Source organism: Kitasatospora sp. NPDC059795, assembly GCF_042732175.1.
Taxonomy (GTDB): Bacteria; Actinomycetota; Actinomycetes; order Streptomycetales; family Streptomycetaceae; genus Kitasatospora.
The window spans coordinates 111,417-128,624 of record NZ_JBHWID010000008.1 but is presented as its reverse complement, the minus strand read 5'-3'; the positions used below and the strand labels follow the sequence as shown (position 1 = coordinate 128,624).

Here is a 17,208-nt window from a genome sequence, read left to right as displayed (position 1 = left end):
ATTCCGGATCTCCTCGCGCTCGTGATCTGGTGCACAAGCTCCGGCGCGTGTTGAATTGCCGCCACGACGCGGGCCCTTGGGGGTTGGGGAGGGTCCGCCGGTCACTGCATGGCGCGCACAAGGAGGTGGCGTTGTCGGTGCACGGGACTGCCCCGGGGGGCATGGCGGACGTCGTCTGGCGGCTTCGGTCGCGGGGCTGCTGGCAGGAGGCTGCGGACCTGCTCCGCCCGCAGGCCGGCCGGGATCCGACGGCGGCGCTGCAACGGGCCGAACTGCTGATCGAGCAGTGCCTGTTCACCGCGGACCACTGGGAGCGCGCGGAGGACGCCCTGCGCCAGGCGGAGGCTTCGGTCGCCGGCAGCGAGCACCGCGCCGCCGCCTCCTGCGCCCGCGGCTACCTGGCGTACGTGGCCAGCGTGCTGAGCCGCCGGGACCGGTTGGACGAGGCACAGGCCGCACTGGGCCGCACCTCGGCGCTGCTGCCGCCGAAGGCGCCGGGCCGGCCGTTGCTGGACTTCCGCCGGGGGCTGGTCGCGGAGAACCTGCTGCACGACCTGGCGGCGGCGCAGAGCGCGTACGCCAGGGCGCACGAGGGGGCCCGGGAGCGCGGCGACGACCTGTTGCGCTCCTCGACCTGGTGCCACCTGGCGGGGTTGGCGCTGGCGGCGGGCGACCAGGAGCGGGCCCGGGAGGGTTTCGGGGCGGCGCTGAGGCTGCGCGAGCAGCTCGGCTACACGGTGGGGGTGGCGCCGGCGCTGGCCTCCCTGGCGGAGGTGTCGGAGCCGGGCGAGGCGGTGCGGCTGCGCGCCGAGGCGTCACGGTTGGTGCAGGCGCTCGGCGGGGTCCCGGTGTGGCTGGCGCGGCGGCTGGCCCGGCTCCCGGCGCAGTCGGCGGCACCGGACGGCGGCACCGTGCACGACCCTCGGCACGGCATCAGCTAAGGTGAGCCTTACCTGTCCGGGTTGAGCAGTGACCCGGACAGGTTCACCGTGCCACACCCGGGCCCCGCCCCCGGGGTACCACCCAGGGAGCCCGCGTGACCGCGCACCAGGTCGAGCAGTTCCCCCCGCCGAGCCCCACCGACTCCCTTCCCTGTCACGCAAGTTGGCGACGCCTGACCGAGGTCTTCGGGGATCTCCGGATCCACCCCGCCGCCCCCCGCACCGACCCCGGCTGGACCCTCGCGGCGGCCCTCGCCACCGAGCCGGCCGCCCTCGACGCCACCATCGCCTTCGACGAACGCCTCGGCCTGGAGCTGTACGGCGCCCCCAGCCGCCCGGACGTCACCGCCGGTTTCAGCCTGCACCGCTACGCCTGGCCGGTCGCCCTCGCCTTCACCCTGCCGTGGTTCCTGGAGCGCCGCGTCCCGGCCCTCCCGGTCGACCGGATCTCGATCAACCGTGCCACCGGCGAACTGACCGCCCGCCCGACCGCCTTCCGCTGCCTCCCGGACGACCCGGCCGCCGGCCGCCCGGACGCCCTGGTCGTCCCGGACCGCCCGGCGCTCGACGCCGCCCTGCGCACCGCGCTCGCCGATCATCTCGCGCCGGTGCTCGACGCTTTCCGCCCCCGCGTGCGACGCGGCCCGCGCACCCTCTGGGCGCTCGTCACCGACGACGTGGTCGACGGCCTCTGGTACCTCTCCACCCTGCTCGACGAGGAGCCCCGGGCAGTCGCCGAGCTGACCGCCCTGCTGCCGGGCGACGCCTCGTCCGCGCCGTTCGTGGGCACCCCGGGCTTCCGCCGGGAGGGCGGCCACCGCACCAGGACCAGGGTCAGCTGCTGCCTGTTCTACACGGTCCGACCGGCCGAACCCTGCTTCAGCTGCCCTCGCAGCAAATAGATCTGACAATCCGTTGATCTAATTCCGGAATTCCCCCCAAATAATGTATTGCGCGCGATCCGGTCATGTTTTCCCGCATTTCTCCGCCATGATGGTCCCCCCATCAAGACGCGGAAAGCGAGGCTGGATCAGGTCATGAGACTGTCGGACATACCGCTGGGCTGGGTCGTCGCCGGCGCGGCCGCCCTGGTGGTCGCCGTCGCCCTGCTGGCCTTCGCCCGCAGCCGCTCGGCCGCAGCCACCAAAACCGGCGGTTCGGACTCCTCCTGGGAACGCGCCGAGGAACGCCGCCGCCGCACCGAATCCCTCTACGGCGGCGCTTCCTACCTTCTGTTGTTCTGCTGCGCCGCGGTCGCCGCCGCGCTCTCCTTCCACGGGCTGGTGGGCTTCGGCATCCAGAACCTCGGCCTCTCCGGCGGCTGGGAGTACCTCGTCCCGTTCGGCCTGGACGGAGCCGCGATGTTCTGCTCCGTCCTCGCCGTCCGCGAGGCCAGCCACGGCGACGCCGCACTCGGCTCCCGCCTGCTGGTCTGGCTGTTCGCCGCGGCCTCCGCCTGGTTCAACTGGGTGCACGCCCCCCGCGGCTTCGGCCACGACGGCGCGCCCCAGTTCTTCGCCGGCATGTCGCTCTCGGCCGCGGTCCTCTTCGACCGCGCCCTCAAGCAGACCCGGGTCGCCGCCCTCCGCGAACAGGGACTCGTCCCACGGCCCCTGCCGCAGATCCGGGTGGTCCGCTGGCTGCGCGCCCCCCGCGAGACCTACGCCGCGTGGTCGCTGATGCTCCTCGAAGGCGTCCGCACCCTCGACGAGGCCGTCGAGGAGGTCCGCGACGACAAGCGCACCGCGGCGGAGAACCGGGAACGCCGCAGGATGGCCTCCCGCCGCGAACGCGCCGAGATCCGCGCCATCGGCCGCCAGCCCGGCCACGGCTGGCGCACCCGTCACACCACCCGCCAACTCGAACCCGCCCCCGCCCCCGCCCCCGCCAACTCGAACCCGACGGAGCCCGCCATAGCCCCTGCCGGCCTCCCCGCCACCCCCGCCCAGCGCAGCATCGAACTCGCCCCGGAGGACCCCGCCACGGCCCTCCCGCGACTCGACTCCCTGGAACAGAAACTCAAGGACCTGGAACAGCAGTACGGGTAACGGCGAGAGCCCCGTCAGGGGCTCCCCGACCGCTCAACTGTTCACTTCGAACCACATCCGCTTCCCCGACCCCCGGGGCTCCACCCCCCACGCGTCCGCGAGCGCCTCGACGAGCATCAACCCGCGCCCGGAGGACGCCTGTTCGCCGGGCGTGCGGCGGGTGGGCCAGAGGTCGGACTCGTCCTCGACCTCGACGCGCAGCCGCGCCCGCCCGCTCTCCTGGTAGAGCCGCGCCGTGAACATCGCGTCCCGGTCGGTGTGCCGAATCGCGTTGGTGACGAGCTCCGACGACAACAGCTCGGCGGTGTCGATGAGTTCGGGCACACCCCAGCGCCGCAGCGCGTCCCGGAGTTCGGCGCGGAGTTCCGAGATCCGGGCCAGGTCGGCCTGCCCGATCCGGCGCCGCAGCTGTTGGGCCGCCCGCCCGCCCGCGGGCCCGTCCCAGCGCAGCAGCAGCAGCGCGATGTCGTCCTCGCGTTCGCTCGTGTCCGCCGCCTGCGAGGCGATCCGGTCCGCGAGGTCCTCCAGCGGCTCCCGCGGAGACTCCGAGACGGCGGCCAGCGGTTCGGACACGGTCTCGCAGAGCCGTCCGACCCCGGTGTCGAGGTCCATGTCCCGCGCCTCGACCAGGCCGTCGGTGAAGAGCAGCACGGTCTCCCCTGGGTCCAGGCTGAACCGCGTCACCCGGTACTCCTCGTCGGGCGCGACGCCGAGCGGCAGCCCGCCCGCCACCGGAACGGGATGCGCGGTGCCGTCGGCACGCCGGACCACCGGGTCCAGGTGCCCGGCCCGCACCGCGTAGACCACGCCGTAGTCGACGTTGACCTCCGCGTAGGTGCAGGTCGCGAAGTGGTCGGTGTCGAGGTCCGCGAGGAAGCGCGACGCCCGGGCCATCACGGCGGCCGGCGGGTGCCCCTCCGCCGCGTAGGCGCGCAGCGCGATGCGGAGCTGGCCCATGATGCCGGCGGCGTGCACGTCGTGACCCTGGACGTCGCCGATGACCAGGCCGACGTGTCCGCCGGGCAGCGGGACGACGTCGTACCAGTCGCCGCCGATCTGCAGGCCGGAGCCGGCCGCGAGGTAGCGGACGGCGGTGGTGACGCCGGGGACGGCGGGGACGGTGCGGGGGAGCATGACGCGTTGCAGGCCGGCGGCGAGTTCGTGCTCGGCGTCGTGCAGGCGGGCCCGGGCCAGGGACTGGGCGACGAGTCCGCCGAGGGTGGAGAGCAGGGTGCGTTCGTCGGCGTCGAGTTCGCGGTCGTCGTCGAAGGAGACCACGCAGACGCCGGTGGGCCGGCCGCTGGCGACGAGCGGGAGGAACGCCCAGGAGGAGCGGCCGCTGTTCTCGGCCCAGTCCCAGGCCTCGGGGTAGCGCTCGCGGTACTCCTCGCGGCTGGAGACGAAGATCGGGGCGCGCTGCCGGACCGCTTCGGCGGCGGGGTGGCTGGGCGAGAGCGGAATCCGGTCGAACCGGTCGCTGAGCGCGGCGCGGTAGCCGCTGGAGCCGAGCAGGGCGATCCGGCCGCCTTCGAGCGAGGCGAGGGCGAGCCCGTCGGGGCCGAGGCCGGGCAGCGGGAGTTCGGTGAAGACCCGGGCGACGTCGCGGACGGTGACGGCTTCGGAGAGCGCGCGGGCGGCTTCCTTGATGAACCGGGAGCGTTCCTCGCGCAGCACGGCGAGTTCGTCGGCGCGCTCCCGTTTGTGGAGTTCGACGGTGGCGTCCCAGACGAAGCCGACCATCCGGGAGGGGCGGCCGAAAGCGTCGGCGAGGACCCGGCCGCGGAAGCGCACGGCGTGCAGTTCGCCGTCGGGGAAGACGGTGCGGTAGTAGGCGCCGCACTGGCCGAGCTCGGCGACGGCGCGTTCGACGCGGCGGCGCACGACGGGCGCGTCCTCGGGGTGCAGCAGCGCGAGGAACGCGCCGGAGGTGCGGTCGAAGGGCTGTCCGGCCAGGCCGAGGATGGCGCAGGCCCGCCGGTCGCCGACCAGGGAGTCGCGGCGGATGTCCCAGTCGAAGGAGCCGATGCCGTTGGCGGCCATCGCCGGTTCGAGCCACTCGGGGGTGGAATCCCCCGTGCGGGTGGGCAGACCGCGGGCGGTGGACGGCACGACGCGGCCGGCTGCGGTGCGCAGCGGCTTCGCGGGGGTGCTGTTCCGGGTGGCCTGGGTGGCCTGGGCGGGCGGGGTGCGGCGGGCGGGCCCAGGCGCCTCGGGCTCGGTGGCCATGCTTCTCCTGCCGGTGCCTTGCCTGGCGGCCGCTGGATTCCCGTGTCCCCTGCTGGGCCGGCCGGACCGCGATGGTTGTGCGTGCCTACTGGCACACATTCTCACTAGCCTGTCGTATGTTCGGCAAAGCGGCAATGGCGGTGACCCGGACGGTACTGATCGCACACGATCCCGCCGCGAGTCCTCACCCGGACGGCCCCGACGGGTGGCGGTCCGGAATTCGCGCCCCCGGTTGTGGGGGCGGTCGGCTCAGAGCGCGGACAGCTCGAACCAGGTGACTTTTCCGTCGCCGCGCAGCTGCACTCCCCAGTCGTCGGCGAGGGCCTCCACCAGCAGCAGTCCGCGCCCGGAGGTGGCGTCCTCGTCGGGGTGGCGGCGGCCGGGCAGTCGGCTGGTGCGGTCGTGGACCTCGACCCGCAGGCGCTGTTCGGCGGTGAGCTGGGCGTCGAACTCGGCGCCCTTGCCGGTGTGCACGAGCGCGTTGGTGACCAGTTCGGAGGTGAGCAGCTCGGCGGTGTCGGCGAGTTCCGGCACACCCCAGTGGTCGAGCGCGGCCCGCAGCCGGCGTCGGACGGCTCCGACGGCGGGCAGGTCGGCGGCCTCCAGGGAGGCGTGCACCCGCCGGTGCAGGGCGCACTCGGGCTGCTGCACCGGCGCCGCGCCTTGCGACTGCGACTGCGGCTGTGGCTGCGCGGGCCCCGGTGGCTTCGACTGCGCCTGCGCGGGTGCCGGGCCCTGCGGCTTCGCCTGTGACTGAATGTGTGCGGTCCCCTGCTGGTCGAGCTGCTCCCGGCGCGAGGCCGAGCGCTGCCGCGGGAACCTTGCCTGACCGTCCATCAACCTTGTAAGCCCCCGCCCTCGTCACCGGACGGCCGCTCCGGTCCCCCACCGGTCCGGCGGCCACTTCTGGTCATCCTCATGCCCACTCGGCGGCGTTTGCAACAGCGATCCGGCCCTACGCCCGTGGTGAACGGTGCGCAAGGGCGTGCGCGGGCACACGGACGAGCCGGGGCGCGCCCGCCCCGACCGGGGCCCCGGCGAAAGCTTTCGCCGCGGCCCCGGCTGCGCGGTGTCAGACGATCTGCCAGCCCTGGTTGGCGCCGTTGGTGCAGTCCCACAGCCGGGCGGGCGCGCCGTTGTCGGTGCGCCAGTCGGCGATCTCCAGGCACTTGCCGACCGCGGCCGGCCAGTACGCGGCGTCGGCCTGGAGCTTGTTGGTGCGGTCGAGCCAGATCTGGTTGCCGCCCCAGTTGCAGGGCCACTGGTTGGCGGTGGCGCCGTTGGAGGCGTTGAGGCCGCCGATCTCCAGGCACTGCTGGCTGTTGACGTTGCGGTAGTAGCGGATGCCGTGGTCGCCGACGTCGCCGATCTCTTCCCACAGCTGGTTGGCGCCGCCGGTGCAGTCCCACTGGCGGGCGGGCGCGCCGTTGTCCTTGCGCCAGTCGGCGATCTCCAGGCACTTGCCGCTGTTCTTGTTGATGAACCGGACGTAGGTGCCGAGGCTGGTCGGCTGGGCCGCGGAGGCCGGGGCGACGGTGCCCAGCGCGAGAGTGGTGACGCCGGCCAGGACGGCCAGCGAGCGGGCGGCGGTGCGAAGACGCATGTGGATCCCCCAGAGGGTGCGTGCGGTCGTTGACGGTGAGTCAGCTCGTCCCCGGCGTGATCCTCGCACGGTCCGATCACCACATCCACCCCTTGCATGCCATTTCCACGCACGATCCCCTCAGCTCCCGCACGCCTCCCCCGTGCGCCTGCGGGGCGTCCCGGGCCCGGGGTCGGAGGCTGGACATGTCGGGCAGCCGCGGGTTCAATGGGGCCCACGTGTTTGAACGTCGTTCTAAACTCTCCATCGACCACCCCGTCCACCCTCGACGAGCGAGGCACCGTGCGACTGACTCCCACCGAACGGGACCGGCTGCTGATCTTCACCGCGGCCGAGTTGGCCCGCGCCCGACGGGCGCGCGGCGTGCGACTGAACGTGCCGGAGGCGACGGCGCTGATCGCCGACACCGTCTGCGAGGCGGCCCGCGACGGCCGCCGACTGGCCGAGGCGATCGAGGCCGGCCGTACCGTGCTGAGCGCCGACGACGTGCTGCCGGGCGTGCCGGACGTGGTGACGGTGGTCCAGGTGGAGGCGGTGTTCGAGGACGGGACGCGGCTCGCCGTGGTCAACGACCCGTTCCGCGGCGCGGGTTCGCTGGGCGAGGGCGCCCCGGGCGCGGCGCTGCCGGGCTCCGGCGCGGGCTACGACCCGGTGGAGGAGGCGCTGCTGCTGCCGGTGCACAACACAGCCTCGGTGCCGATCTCGGTGACCTCGCACTTCCACTTCTTCGAGTCGAACCCGCGCCTGGCCTTCGACCGCTCGGCCGCGTACGGGATGCACCTGGCGGTGCCGGCCGGCTCCTCGGTGCGCTTCGACCCGGGCGCCACCGTCGAGGTCGGCCTGGTGCCGATCGGCGGTCAGCGGGTCGCGATCGGTTTCGCCGGCCTGGTGGACGGTCCGCTGGACGCGCCGGGCGCGAAGGACGCGGCGCTGGCGAAGGCCCGGGCCACGGGCTACCTGACCGAGTTCGACGACGCGCAGCCCGAGCAGTGACCGCCACCCGCACCAGGAAGGACCAGGCATGAGTTCCATCACCCCGCACGACTACATCTCGGTGCACGGCCCGCGGGCCGGCGACCGGGTCCGGCTCGGCGACTCGGGGCTGATCGTCCGGGTCGAGTCGGACTCGCAGGCCCCGGGAGACGAGTTCCTCGCCGGGTTCGGCAAGACCGCCCGCGACGGGCTGCACCTGAAGCCGGCCGCGGTCCGCGACACCTGCGACGTGGTGATCTCCAACGTGCTGGTGATCGACGCGGTGCAGGGCATCCGGAAGACCTCGATCGGCATCCGGGCGGGCCGTATTTCGGCGATCGGCCGGGCCGGCAACCCGGACACCCTGGACGGCGTCGAGGTGGTGGTCGGCACCGGCACCACGATCGTCTCCGGCGAGGGCCTGATCGCCACCGCGGGCGCCATCGACACCCACGTCCACCTGCTGTCGCCGCGCATCATGGAGGCGTCCCTCGCCTCCGGCGTGACGACGATCATCGGGCAGGAGTTCGGCCCGGTCTGGGGCGTCGGCGTCAACTCGCCGTGGGCGCTGCGGCACGCGTTCAACGCCTTCGACGCCTGGCCGGTCAACATCGGCTTCCTGGGCCGCGGTTCGTCCTCCGACCCGGCGCCGCTGATCGAGGCGCTGGCCGAGGGCGGCGCGTCCGGCTTCAAGGTGCACGAGGACATGGGCGCGCACACCCGGGCGCTGGACACCGCGCTGCGGGTCGCCGAGGAGTACGACGTCCAGGTCGCCCTGCACACCGACGGGTTGAACGAGTGCCTGTCGGTCGAGGACACCCTCGCGGTGCTGGAGGGCCGCACCATCCACGCCTTCCACATCGAGGGCTGCGGCGGCGGCCACGTGCCGAACGTGCTGAAGATGGCCGGCGTGCCGAACGTGATCGGCTCCTCCACCAACCCGACCCTGCCGTTCGGCCGCGACGCGCTGGGCGAGCACTACGACATGATCGTCTCCGCGCACGACCTCAAGCCCGACCTGCCGGGCGACGCGGCGATGGCCCGCGACCGGATCCGGGCCGGCACGATGGGCGCCGAGGACGTGCTGCACGACCTCGGGGTCATCGGCATCACCTCCTCCGACGCCCAGGGCATGGGCCGGGCCGGCGAGACCGTGCGCCGCACCTTCGCGATGGCCGGCAAGATGAAGGCCGAACTCGGCCCGCTGGACGGCACCGGCTCGTACGGCACCGCCGAGGGCGGCGACGACAACGAGCGGGTGCTCCGCTACATCGCCAAGCTGACCGTCAACCCGGCCATCGCGCACGGGCTTTCGCACGAGGTCGGCTCGATCGAGGTCGACAAGCTGGCCGACATCGTGCTCTGGCGGCCCGACCACTTCGGCGCCAAGCCGCAGCTGGTGCTGAAGGCCGGCTTCCCCGCGTACGGCGTGGTCGGCGACCCGAACGCCTCCACCGACCGGTGCGAACCCCTGGTGCTGGGGCCGCAGTTCGGCGCGCACGGCGCGACCGCCGCGGACATCTCGGTGGCGTTCGTCGCCCAAGCAGCCGCCGACGGCTCCTACTTGGACGTCGCGGGCGACCAACTACCCACCCGCAGGCGGCGCGTGGGCGTGCGCGGCACCCGCGGCATCGGCCCGCGCTCGATGCTGCGCAACGGCCGGATCGGCCAGGTCGACGTCTCGGCGACCGGCCTGGTCTCGCTGGACGGCGAGCCGCTGCGCTCCGCACCTGCCGACTCGGTCTCCCTCAGCCGCCTGTACTTCCTGTGAACTCCCCTCACCCGCTTAGGACTTGCAGCCCATGACCTCCCCCACTCCCGCCTCGCTCGGCTTCCGGATGCCCGCCGAATGGCACCCGCACGAGCGCACCTGGATGGCGTTCCCGACCGCCAACCCGACCTTCGACGGCGCCGAGCAGCTGGACGCGGCCCGCCGCGCCTGGGCCGAGGTCGCCAACACGATCGTCCGCCACGAGCCGGTCACCCTGGTGGTCAACACCGGCGAGACCGACGCCGCCCGCCCCTACCTCTCCCCCGAGGTGGAGATCGTCGAACGGCCGCTGGACGACGCCTGGATGCGCGACATCGGCCCGTCCTTCCTGATCGACGACAAGGGCGAACTGGCCGCCGCCGACTGGGTGTTCAACGGCTGGGGCGCCCAGTCCTGGGCCCGCTGGGACAACGACCGGCACATCGCCGAGCACGTCACCGAGCTGGCCGGCGTGCGGCGCTTCGCCTCCCGCCTGATCAACGAGGGCGGCGGCATCCACGTCGACGGCGAGGGCACCGTCCTGGTCACCGACACCGTGCAGCTCGGCGAGGGCCGCAACGCCGACTGGACCCGCGAGCAGGTCGAGGCCGAGCTGCACGCGCACCTCGGCACCACCAAGGCGATCTGGCTGCCGCGCGGACTGACCCGCGACTACGACGAGTTCGGCACCCGCGGGCACATCGACATCGTCGCCGCCTTCGTCCGCCCCGGCACCGTCGTCATCCACTCCCAGCCCGACCCGGCGCACCCCGACCACGCGGTCTGCCAGGAGCTCGCCGACATCCTCCGCGCCGCCACCGACGCCCGCGGCCGCACCCTGGAGGTCATCGAACTCCCGGCCCCCACCGTCCTGTTCGACGAGGACGGCGAGCCCGTCGACTACTCCTACATCAACCACTACGTCGCCAACGGCGCCGTCGTCCTGTGCGCCTTCGACGACCCGCGCGACCAGCAGGCCAAGGCCATCCTGGAGAAGGCCTACCCGGGCCGCACCGTCGAACTGGTCGACGCCCGCGAGATCTTCGCCAACGGCGGCGGCATCCACTGCATCACCCAGCAGCAGCCGAAGGCCTGACCCGCACGCAACGGCCGTGGGCCGGATCCTCCGAGGAGGGTCCGGCCCACGGCCGTTCGGCGTTCAGCGGTGGTCGGTCAGTGGCGGCGCCGGGGGCGGCGGTACGTCACCGCGCAGAGGACCGTGCCGCCGACGGTGAGCGTGCCGGCGATCGCGGCGAGCAGGACGCCGGGCAGGTCGGTGCCGGTGTGCGGCAGGCGCCCGCCCTCGCCCGACACCTCGCCGCTCTCGCCGGCGGACGGCGACGCCGAGGGCTCCGGGCCCTCCGACGGCGAGGCCGAGGTCGAGGGCGACGGGGACGGGGAGGGGGAGGGGCTGGTGGTGGGGAGGATCAGGCCCATGTCCAGGTCGAGGTCGCGCTGACCGCCCGTCAGGGTGACGGTCTGGGTGAGGCCGGTGGCGGGGTCGGCGTCGGAGTCGAGCGCCGGGTCGGCGCCCGCGTGCCGGACGGTGACCTTGGCGTCCTTGGGGATCGTGGTGAGGTCGAAGCGGACCTGGTAGGTGCCGTCGGGCAGGTGGTCGAACAGGTAGTGGCCGTTCGCGTCGGTGATCGCGGTGACCGGGTTGCCGTTCAGGTCGCGCACGGGCCGGCCGTCGCCGTCCAGCAGGGCCACGTGCACGCCCTGGACGCCGGGTTCGCCGGGCTGCTGGATGCCGTCGTGGTTGAGGTCGTCCCAGACGAAGTCGCCGAGCGCGTTGTCGGACGCGGCGGTCCGCTCGACGGCCACGCCGACCTTGGCGGGTTCGGCGGGCAACAGCTGCCGGCCGGTCGCGTCGGTGGCGGTGTAGGCGAAGGAGTTCCAGGCGTACGCCGAGTCCGGCGCGTCGAACGGCACCACCATCGGCCACTCCAGCGTGAAGGACTCGTCGGGGGCGAGGGTGCCGGGGCGTTCGATGCGGAACCAGGTGGCGACGCCCGGCCCGGGGAAGGCGGACGTCCACACCGCGTTCGGGTTGCAGCCGGGGTCGGAGGCGGGCGGCAGCACCGCGGGCACGCACGGGTGCTTGTCGGTGGTGTACTCGACCGTCACGGTCGGGTCGGAGCTGGTGATCGGGCTGCTCAGCGACGGCGCCCAGGCGCTGCCGCGCGCCGCCGAGGGCGTCAGCACGTAGCCGTCGCCGGGGGTCGGCAGCTTGTCGTAGGCGAGGAACTCGGTGACCGGGTCCGGCGAGTCGTTGCGGACGGTCATCCGGTAGGACGCCCCGCCGCCGGGGGTCGCGGCGCCCATCGGCCCGTAGCCGGCGTCCAGGTCGCCCTTCACCTCCTTGTAGGAGCGCAGCACGGCCGGCACCTGCACCTCGACGTCCGAGGTGGCGTGGCACATCGTCTCGGTGCGGTCGCCGTTGCCGTTCAGGTCGAGGTCGTCGGGGACGCCCTGGCTGGTGCCGTTGTAGTAGCAGGTGACGGGCACGGTCGGCTGGTCTGCGGTGACGAACACCTGGTTGGTGAGGGTGCCGGCCCGGACGCTGTCGGCGACCTGGACGTCGAACTGCACCCGGTAGGCCAGCGGGTCGTTCAGGTACGTCATGTCGGGCGCGCCGGCCGGCCAGGTCATCTTGATGATCTGGGTGCCGTCCGCACCGGGCATGACCTGCACGGATTCGGGGAGCTTGGCGTCCGGGTAGCTGGAGTTGGTGCGCAGCGAGCCGTCCACGTAGACCAGGCCGGCGGGCAGCACGTCGTACAGCACCAGCGGCCGGTCCAGGGCGCGTCCGCTGCGGTTGTAGGGGATCACCTCGAAGGTGGCGCGGCCGCCGGCGTTGGTGACGGCGCCCGCGACGGTGGTCTTGGCGGCGCCGAGGTTGGTGGCGGCGGAGACGGTGGACTCGGCGCAGCCGGTGGCCGCGGCGGTGGTGGTGCCGTCGGTGGCGGTGTTGTCGACGCAGTTGGTGAGCAACTCGGGTGCGGGGCGGCCGTCGTGGCCGGGGGTGACGACCTGGGTGACGACCTGGACGCCGCTGCCCGGGGACCAGCCGGTGGGCAGCGGGCCGTTCCAGGTCAGCCGCAGTCCGTCCAGCCAGCGCCCGGCGGGCAGGCCGAGCACGTCGTTGGCCGGGTCTCCGGCGCCCTCCTTGAGGGTGATGCGGCGGTTGCCGGAGCCGTCGAACGGGGTGCCGGGGGTGAAGGTCAGCCAGGTCGGGTCGCCGTTCAGCCGGTACTGGAAGGTGAGTTCGATGCCGGGCGGGTTCCATGCGTCGAGCTGGACGGTCTGCGGGAACAGCCAGTTGTAGAGGCTGTCGGTGGTGCCGGCGCCCGGGTCGGTCATGGTGAGCGAGGTGGCGGGCGCGGAGGAGTTGGTGGCGAACAGGCTGAAGCTGTTCAGGTCGCCGGAGACGCTGTGCTCGCCCCAGGACTTGGACGCGGTGACCTGCACGCCGGTGGCGGGCTCCTGGAAGGCGCCGGTGGTGGCGTCGGCCGTGGACAGGCTCTGCTCCGGCGCGGCGCCGAGCGGATCACCCGTCAGTTCGACGTGGTTGGTGGAGGTGGTGCCGGACGGGAAGGTCGGGTCCGGGTAGTTCACCACCAGCACGCCCGGGATCCGGCAGCCGGCCTGGCCGTTGGTGGCCCGGAAGGCGCCGATGTCGTACTGCCAGGTGTTCGGGCCGGGCGGCGCCTGGGTCCAGCCGGGCGAGCGCGCGGTGTCGACGACCGCGCCGGGCGGCAGGGTGTCCAGCAGGTGGCTGGCGTCCAGGTCGACGTTCGGGCCGGCCGTCGAGCAGGCGCTGAACTGGTAGGTGACGGTCCGTCCGTCCGCGCTGGAGGTCTGCACGCCCTTGGTGACCTGGTAGACCGGCTCGACGTGGGCGGTGGTCCCGGCGGTGCCGCTCTGCGGGGCCTCCCCGTCGACCGTCAGCTGCGCCGTGTTGGACGCCGAAGTGCCGTCCGCCGTCGTCCAGTTGGGGAAGCGCGCGACGACGGTGACGGCGGCCGTGGTGCCCGGGCTGAGGTTGAGCAGCCGGATGTCCAGCTCGCCGCCGGTCGTCCCGGGCGCGGGCACCGTCGAGTTGGCCACGTCCACCGTGGTGGGGTCGGGCGACCAGCCGACGAACTCCAGCGACGGGGGCAGCGCGTCGGTGATCCTGCCGTTGACGCACTCCTGGACCGAGCAGGTGAACTGCAGGGTGAAGGTGACGTTCTCCCCCGGCGCTGCGGTGGGCTTGTCGACGGTCTTGGTGAACGAGATCGCGGCGTGCGCCGGTGGGGCGAGAGCGCCGCTGCCGAGCAACGAGCCGGCCAGCAGTGCCAGGACGGAGGCGATCCGTCCTGAACGGAGGGGAGTACGCATGCCGAGCAGTTCATCCGACCGCATGGGGGCAAGCGGCGGTGGCGCGAATCGAAATGACACTATTTCACCCGAACGGCGCAGCGGATCCGCCCGCTCGGCCGACACTCCGTCACCGACCGTTCGTCCGGTCGCCGGTGCACCCCTGCGGACGATCTCCGATATTCGGCCTTCGGACGCCCGTCGGCGGTTAGCATGCCCGTGCGGCGTCAGGGGGACGCCCGCCCAGCATTGGGGGAACCACGCATGCGCATCCGCGCGAACGGACTCACCGCCCTGCTCCTCGGCTCGCTGCTCGCCGTCGGCGCCACCGCCGCACCGCAGGCCGTCGCCACCACCACCCCGACCACCGCCGAGAGCCGCGGCCTGGAGATCGGCGTCCCGGCGTACGTCGCCCCGGACGACCAGATGATGCTCGACGTCCAGGCCGCGCAGCCCGCGGCGTCGATCGTCATCCTCAACCCGAACAGCGGCCTCGCCCCGTTCGGCCCCGCCTGGCAGGCCCGCGCCGACGCGCTGCGCGCCCGCACCACCGCCACCGGCGAGCACACCAAGGTGATCGGCTACGTGCACACCGCGTGGGCCACCCGCGACAAGGCCGAGATCCTCAAGGACGTCCGCAACTACCTGGTCACCCCGGACGGCAAGCTGCACGTCGACGGCATCTTCTTCGACACCAGCAGCCGCAACTGCGGGGCCAACAACGTCGAGCGCGACTTCTACCTCGACCTGCGCCAGCAGGTCCAGGCGATCGTCCACTCCATCGACCCGGCCGCGCAGGAACTCGTGGTGAACAACCCCGGCACCGCCGTCCAGGACTGCTTCCTGGAGCCCGGCAAGCGCACCGCCGACACCTTCGTCACCTTCGAAGGCACCTACGACAACTACATCAACCACTATCTCGGCGGGAACGTCTTCAACCTGACCGTCGGCTACTACCCCGGCGAGGGCTTCGACCCCGACGGCACCTCCTACTGGCACCTGATCCACGCCACCCCCGACGCGGCCGCCATGAAGACCGCCCTCGGCAGCGCGTTCACCCGCGGCGCCGGCTACGCGTACGCCACCAACGACGTCGAGGACAACCCCTGGGACACCACTCCCGCCTGGGGCTTCAGCGCGCAGACCTCCTACGCCGCCACCCTCGGCTGACACCGGCCCTCCTGCGGGCCCGCCCCTGCGAAGGGGCGGGCCCCACCGCGACGCGATGTCATGGAGCCATGACACCTCCGCCGGCTCCGCCGAATCCGCCGTCCCCGCCGCCGTCCCCGCCGCCGCTCACGCTCGACCGGCTCACCGACGAGCTGCTGCGCCTCGCCCCCGGCCTCGACCGCGAACAGGCCGCCGCCGCCCTCCGCAAGGCCTACCGGGCCGGCCTCGCCCACGGCCGCCGGGAACACGCCGAAGGACTCGAACACGGCGGCTGGTGACCCCGCCCGCACCCCCGCCCCGCCCCGTACGGGAAACTGGACGCCGGACAGCCAGCAACGAGGAGAGCGGATGGCCCCGCCACGCACCCGCCGCCCGGCCCGCCCGCGGGAGGAGGTGTACGCGGCCGCCCGCGCCGCCATCGCCGAACACGGCCTCGCCCGCCTCACCATGGCCGGCCTCGGCCAGCAGCTCGGAATGAGCGCCGGCCACCTGCTCTACTACTTCGGCAGCAAGGACCAGCTCCTGCTGGAGACCCTCCGCTGGAGCGAGGCCCAGCTCGGCGAACGCCGCACCCGCGAACTCGCCCGCCACGACCTGCCGGTCCTCGAACGGCTCGCCCGCTACATCGACCTCTACCTCCCCGAGGGCCCCGGCGACCCCCGGTGGATCCTGTGGATCGAGGTCTGGAGCCGCTCCCCCGGCACCGCGGACCTCCGCCAGGGCCAGCTCGACATCGAGACCCCCTGGCAGAACGACCTCACCGCCCTCGTCGCCGAGGGCGTCACCACCGGCGTGCTCGCCCCCACCGCGCCCGCCGCCACCCGCGCCGCCCAACTGCGCGCGCTCCTCGACGGCCTCGCGATCCCGCTCGCCATCGGACTCCCGGCCACCACCCGGCCCGCCGCCACCGCCCAGGCCGCCTCCGCCGCCCACGCCCTGTTCGGCGTCCCGCCGGCGCCGTAGGCGCGGACCGGCCGGCTACTCCGTCCAGACGGCCGCCGCGGTGCGGTCGTCGGCGTAGCCCTTGGCGCGGACCTGGATCTGGCGGAGGAAGTCGACGGTGCCCGGCGGGTGCGGATGGGCCCAGTGGCTGGACAGGAAATGCGCGACGGCCGGCTCCTCGGCGATCGGGGCGGCCAGGCCCGGGGTGCAGAGCAGCAGGATGTCGCCGGAGGTGGCCGGGACCAGGCGGAACCGGAACGGGCGCGGTGCCGGGAGGGCCGCCGGGGGCAACGGGGGCTGGCCGTCCGGATGGTGGAGCAGCCGGGCCGCGTACGCGTCGATCCAGTGGCCCGAGCGCAGCAGGTACAGGCCGCCCGGGCCGGTGCCGAACGCCGCCCGGTGAGTGGCCGCCGGGTCCGTCGACATCAGCAGGCAGTGCAGCGACCCGGCGTCCTCCGACGGCGGCGGCATCTCCTCCTCCGTGCCCGCGGTCTCGCCGCGCAGCCGGGCCGCCGCCTGGACGGCGATCCGCTGAAGGCCGTACCGCAGCCGGTCGCGGGCCCCCGCCCGCAGGTCGGCGGCGAGTTCGGCGCGGCTGCGCCCGATCGCGGCGGCCAGCTGCCGGGCCGCGTCCGTCGCCGCCGCGGAACCCCACGCGGCGTCGGCCTGACGCGCCGGGCCCGCGAGCACCGTCAGCACCAACCCGTCCTCGGCGTCCCCGAAGCGGACGGTGAGCAGCGCGTCGCGGCGCGGCTCGCCCCGGTAGCGGGCGGAGTCCCCGCGGATCGACACGGCCCGCAGCGTCGTCCCCGCGAACTGGGTGCCGTCGATCGCCGTGTCCGGCACCACGGCGGCCAGCCCGGCCGGGTCCGTGACCGGCAGCGCGGTCGGCTCGGCGGCGTACGTCGGCGGCCGCTCCCCGACATGCGGCACCGCCGGCACCTCGGGCTCCCGCCACGGCGCACCGCGCTGCGAGGGGGGCGCGGCGGCGGCCCGGGGCTCGGCGGCGGTGGCGGGCTCGGGCGCGACGGGCTCCGGCTCCCACGTCTCTGCCGCCGGCTCGGGAGCGGGAGCGGCGTCGGGCTGCTGCGCGGACTCGGGTTCGGGCTCAGGTTCGGGCTCGGGCTCAGGCTCAGGTTCGGGCTCAGGTTCGGGCTCGGGCTCAGGCTCAGGTTCGGGCTCAGGTTCGGGCTC

At 73.7% G+C, this 17,208-nt stretch carries 14 protein-coding genes; 9 read left to right on the top strand and 5 right to left on the bottom strand.

Translation table 11 applies throughout. From position 1 onward, the window contains the following. Nucleotides 1-161: 161 nt before the first annotated feature. The 3 genes from ACFV4P_RS18230 (at nucleotide 162) to ACFV4P_RS18220 (ending at nucleotide 2,989) form a co-directional block, all read left to right on the top strand. Nucleotides 162-941, top strand: coding sequence for a hypothetical protein (locus tag ACFV4P_RS18230; protein ID WP_380472236.1), 780 nt, complete (start codon nucleotides 162-164; stop codon nucleotides 939-941). Nucleotides 942-1,036: 95 nt separating this feature from the next. Beyond that, complete coding sequence (locus ACFV4P_RS18225) at nucleotides 1,037-1,843, top strand: iron-sulfur protein (protein ID WP_380472234.1); 807 nt, start codon at nucleotides 1,037-1,039, stop codon at nucleotides 1,841-1,843. A gap of 135 nt (nucleotides 1,844-1,978) precedes the next feature. Then, nucleotides 1,979-2,989: a DUF2637 domain-containing protein gene (locus ACFV4P_RS18220; protein ID WP_380472232.1), complete on the top strand. Its 1,011-nt coding sequence runs from the start codon at nucleotides 1,979-1,981 to the stop codon at nucleotides 2,987-2,989. 33 nt (nucleotides 2,990-3,022) lie between these two features. Here ACFV4P_RS18220 and ACFV4P_RS18215 read toward each other — a convergent pair whose 3' ends face one another. The 3 genes from ACFV4P_RS18215 to ACFV4P_RS18205 form a co-directional block, all read right to left on the bottom strand. Further along, nucleotides 3,023-5,215, bottom strand: coding sequence for a SpoIIE family protein phosphatase (locus ACFV4P_RS18215; protein ID WP_380472230.1), 2,193 nt, complete (start codon nucleotides 5,213-5,215; stop codon nucleotides 3,023-3,025). Between the two features lie 249 nt (nucleotides 5,216-5,464). Next, nucleotides 5,465-5,866 (bottom strand): ATP-binding protein, encoded by a 402-nt coding sequence (locus tag ACFV4P_RS18210; protein WP_241844488.1) that lies wholly within the window; start codon nucleotides 5,864-5,866, stop codon nucleotides 5,465-5,467. Nucleotides 5,867-6,287: 421 nt separating this feature from the next. Beyond that, nucleotides 6,288-6,818, bottom strand: a complete 531-nt coding sequence (locus ACFV4P_RS18205; RefSeq protein ID WP_380472228.1) for an RICIN domain-containing protein — start codon at nucleotides 6,816-6,818, stop codon at nucleotides 6,288-6,290. A 282-nt stretch (nucleotides 6,819-7,100) separates the two neighbouring features. Between ACFV4P_RS18205 and ACFV4P_RS18200 the strand changes: the two genes are divergently transcribed. Genes ACFV4P_RS18200 through ACFV4P_RS18190 form a run of 3 tightly spaced genes read left to right on the top strand, consistent with a single transcriptional unit; the run spans nucleotide 7,101 to nucleotide 10,636 of the window. Next, nucleotides 7,101-7,811 carry an urease subunit gamma gene (locus tag ACFV4P_RS18200; protein ID WP_380472226.1) on the top strand — a complete coding sequence of 237 codons (711 nt, stop codon included), beginning with the start codon at nucleotides 7,101-7,103 and terminating at the stop codon, nucleotides 7,809-7,811. Between the two features lie 28 nt (nucleotides 7,812-7,839). Continuing rightward, nucleotides 7,840-9,561, top strand: a complete 1,722-nt coding sequence (locus ACFV4P_RS18195; protein ID WP_380472224.1) for an urease subunit alpha — start codon at nucleotides 7,840-7,842, stop codon at nucleotides 9,559-9,561. Nucleotides 9,562-9,592: 31 nt separating this feature from the next. Next, nucleotides 9,593-10,636, top strand: coding sequence for an agmatine/peptidylarginine deiminase (locus ACFV4P_RS18190; RefSeq protein WP_073813483.1), 1,044 nt, complete (start codon nucleotides 9,593-9,595; stop codon nucleotides 10,634-10,636). A 77-nt stretch (nucleotides 10,637-10,713) separates the two neighbouring features. Here ACFV4P_RS18190 and ACFV4P_RS18185 read toward each other — a convergent pair whose 3' ends face one another. Continuing rightward, nucleotides 10,714-13,923, bottom strand: a complete 3,210-nt coding sequence (locus tag ACFV4P_RS18185) for an SdrD B-like domain-containing protein (RefSeq protein WP_380472222.1) — start codon at nucleotides 13,921-13,923, stop codon at nucleotides 10,714-10,716. Between the two features lie 243 nt (nucleotides 13,924-14,166). Here ACFV4P_RS18185 and ACFV4P_RS18180 point away from each other — a divergent pair, with 243 nt between their 5' ends. From ACFV4P_RS18180 to ACFV4P_RS18170, 3 genes are all read left to right on the top strand, one after another. Further along, a complete protein-coding gene (locus ACFV4P_RS18180; RefSeq protein WP_380472220.1) occupies nucleotides 14,167-15,072 on the top strand; it encodes a spherulation-specific family 4 protein in 906 nt (301 codons plus the stop codon). A gap of 68 nt (nucleotides 15,073-15,140) precedes the next feature. Beyond that, nucleotides 15,141-15,350 carry a hypothetical protein gene (locus ACFV4P_RS18175; protein WP_380472218.1) on the top strand — a complete coding sequence of 70 codons (210 nt, stop codon included), beginning with the start codon at nucleotides 15,141-15,143 and terminating at the stop codon, nucleotides 15,348-15,350. A 70-nt stretch (nucleotides 15,351-15,420) separates the two neighbouring features. Beyond that, on the top strand, nucleotides 15,421-16,035 hold the full coding sequence (locus tag ACFV4P_RS18170) for a TetR/AcrR family transcriptional regulator (protein ID WP_380472216.1): 615 nt from the start codon (nucleotides 15,421-15,423) through the stop codon (nucleotides 16,033-16,035). 15 nt (nucleotides 16,036-16,050) lie between these two features. Here ACFV4P_RS18170 and ACFV4P_RS18165 read toward each other — a convergent pair. Beyond that, on the bottom strand, nucleotides 16,051-17,208 hold a 1,158-nt coding region (locus ACFV4P_RS18165; protein WP_380472214.1), incomplete at its 5' end, for a hypothetical protein.